The sequence below is a fragment of the Acetobacter sp. DsW_059 genome (assembly GCF_002153695.1).
Classification (GTDB): domain Bacteria; phylum Pseudomonadota; class Alphaproteobacteria; order Acetobacterales; family Acetobacteraceae; genus Acetobacter; species Acetobacter thailandicus.
In genome coordinates this window covers 1-2743 of sequence record NZ_JOPI01000096.1, presented here as the reverse complement: position 1 = coordinate 2743, position 2743 = coordinate 1, and the positions used below count along the sequence as shown (strand labels likewise).

General features: G+C 51.2%; 2 protein-coding genes. Both read left to right on the top strand.

From position 1 onward, the window contains the following. Positions 1–83 precede the first annotated feature (83 nt). Complete coding sequence (locus HK25_RS12065; RefSeq protein ID WP_086636382.1) at positions 84–647, top strand: hypothetical protein; 564 nt, start codon at positions 84–86, stop codon at positions 645–647. Between the two features lie 198 nt (positions 648–845). After that, on the top strand, positions 846–2636 hold the full coding sequence (locus HK25_RS12060) for an NAD-dependent malic enzyme (RefSeq protein ID WP_086636381.1): 1791 nt from the start codon (positions 846–848) through the stop codon (positions 2634–2636). Positions 2637–2743 lie beyond the last annotated feature (107 nt).

The window sequence follows — 2743 nt, the reverse complement described above, 5'->3', positions numbered from 1 at the left end:
ATCGGTAAGCCTGTGAATCACAATCTCTCGCTCAGTTCAATAAATTAACAGGTCCTGAGCCTAAAATACAGATTGGCTTAGAAATGTCAGGTAAAGTTTTAAAAGCATCTCTTATCGGAACTCTGCTGCTACCACTTCTTTCTGGTTGTGCGAGCATTGTAAGCGGTAGTCACCAGACTATTAAAATTTCAACTAATCCAGCCGGCGCAAAATGTTCTGTTTATCGTGACGGCATGGAAATCGGTTCAATTCAGTCCACCCCAGGCACAGTCACTGTGCACCGCAGAAGTGGTGATATTATTGTAGGCTGTATCAAACAAAACTACGATTTCAGCAAAAAAGAAAATGCCTCTGACCTTAATGGCTGGGTTATAGGTAATATCGGGTTTGGCGGGCTTATCGGCCTTGTTGTCGACCTTTCAACAGGCGCAAACCACGCCTACGACCACAAAATGAAAATTACCCTCACGCCTCTGCCAGAAGGCGTCGCACCGCCGACTGGTCTGCCTGATATCTATCCCGGGCCAATAACCCGCGCTACTCAGCCAGAAAATTCTCCTGTAGCAACTCTGCCCGGTGCGTTATTACCTGATCATGTTAATGTTAAGGCTGTTACACCGGATGCTAAAACAAAAATCACACCATAAATAACCTTCATATCCGTTGCTGTCATAGTGCAGCAACGGACAAGGCCTTTTCCTTACACCGCCATATCAGCAGGCGATGCTCAGATTTTACGCCCCGCCTGGCAGCCATGCCATTTGCGCTATATCAAGGACAAATTAAAAACATAGAGTTATGCCTGAGTTTCATCCGTTTTTCATTCATACGGAAAGGCATATATCATGTTCAGCAGGCAGGCTCGGGTCTCCGGTTTCGGAGCAAACCGTAAAATTGCAACAACGGCGCGCGGCTATGATGTTCTGCGTGACCCCGCACTTAACAAGGGCACTGCCTTCACTCAGCATGAGCGCGATGCGCTGGAGCTGAACGGCCTTCTTCCCCCCGTTATCACAACGGAGATAGCGCTGCAGCTTGAACGCGCCTATGCAGCCTATCAGAATGCGCCTGACGACCTGTCAAAGCATATCTATATGTGGCGCCTGCATGATAACAATGTCACCTTATTCTATGCTCTTTTGCAGCACCATATGCTTGAAATGCTGCCTGTTGTCTATGACCCTGTTGTGGGCCAGGCCATTAAAAACTACAGCGAAGTGATGACACGCCCGCGCGGTGTCTTTTTAAGCATTGACGACCCGGACAGCGTTGAACGAAAGCTGGCTGCTTTTGGCGCAGATGCCGACGATATTGACCTGCTTGTTGCCAGCGATGCGGAGGAAATTCTGGGCATTGGTGACTGGGGGTCAAACGGCGTTGACATCTCCATCGGCAAGCTGGCTGTTTATACTGCCGCAGCCGGTGTCGACCCGCACCGTGTTATTCCTGTTATCCTTGATGTTGGCACCGACAACGAAAAACTGCTCAATGACCCGCTATATATTGGCTACAAACATAGTCGTGTGCGGGGCAAACGCTATGATGACTTTATTGATGCATATGTCAGTGCAGTAAAAAAACTCTTTCCTAAAGCCATGCTGCACTGGGAGGATTTCGGGTCAACCAATGCAAGGCGCATTCTCGACCGCTATCGCTCTGCCGTTCCGACTTTTAACGATGATATGCAGGGTACCGGCTCAATTGTTCTGGGAGCTTTGCTAAACGCTGTTGCACGCAGCAAAACACCATGGAGCGAGCAGCGCGTTGTTGTGCTGGGCGCAGGCACTGCCGGTGTCGGCATTGCTGATCAGATACGCGACCAGATGGTAAGACATGGCGTGAGTGCTGAAGAGGCCACACGGCGCATATGGCTGGTTGACCTGCCCGGCCTGCTGACCGAAAGCATGCACGATGACCTGCTCGATTTTCAGCGGCTTTATGCCCGCCCTGATGCTGAAGTCGCCGGCTACACCCGCACAGCCTGCGAAACCCTGCCCGCAGCCGAAAGCCGCTGGCCTGCTATGTCGACCCTGCGCGATAAAGCTGCTGCCCATGATGGTATTATTGACCTGGCAACTGTTGTCAGCAACGTGCACCCGACCATTATGATTGGCACCTCTACCATGCCACATCTGTTCACAGAAGAAATTGTGCGCGACATGGCAGCCCATACCGAAAGGCCCATTATCTTTCCGCTGTCAAACCCGACAGAACTGCATGAGGCAACACCCAGACAGCTGATTGAATGGACGGACGGCAAAGTCTTCGTCGCGACCGGGGCCCCTTTTGACGATGTCTCATATAAAAATGTGACCTATAAAATTGGCCAGGCCAATAATGCAGCCCTCTACCCCGGCCTTGGATTTGGAGCGATTGTGGTACGCGCAAAAGCCGTGTCAGATGACATGATTTTTGCCTCCGCCCAGGCTGTGGCCGGCCAGGCGACCGACACCACCGAAGGGGCTCCTTTACTGCCCCCTAACGATAAACTGCGTGAGACATCAGCCGTTGTCGCCGTTCAGGTTGCCCGTAAAGCCATTGAACAGGGGCTGGCGCAGGTGCAGCCTGAAAATGTAGTTGAAGCTGTGAGAGAATACGCCTGGTGGCCGGTCTACTCACCTGTTGAAGCGATTTAAAAAGTATCATACCCCCTCACAGATATCTGTGAGGGGGATGTCATTTACTTTCTGATACGGTGTAGGTCAGCGATATTGAGGCCTGGGTTAAGCTCGAACGTGAAGGT

What these genes read in the sequence shown, in the direction of transcription:
- HK25_RS12065 (WP_086636382.1), top strand. Translation starts at nt 84, where the DNA reads ATGTCAGGTAAAGTTTTAAAAGCATCTCTTATCGGAACTCTGCTGCTA.
- HK25_RS12060 (WP_086636381.1), top strand. Translation starts at nt 846, where the DNA reads ATGTTCAGCAGGCAGGCTCGGGTCTCCGGTTTCGGAGCAAACCGTAAA.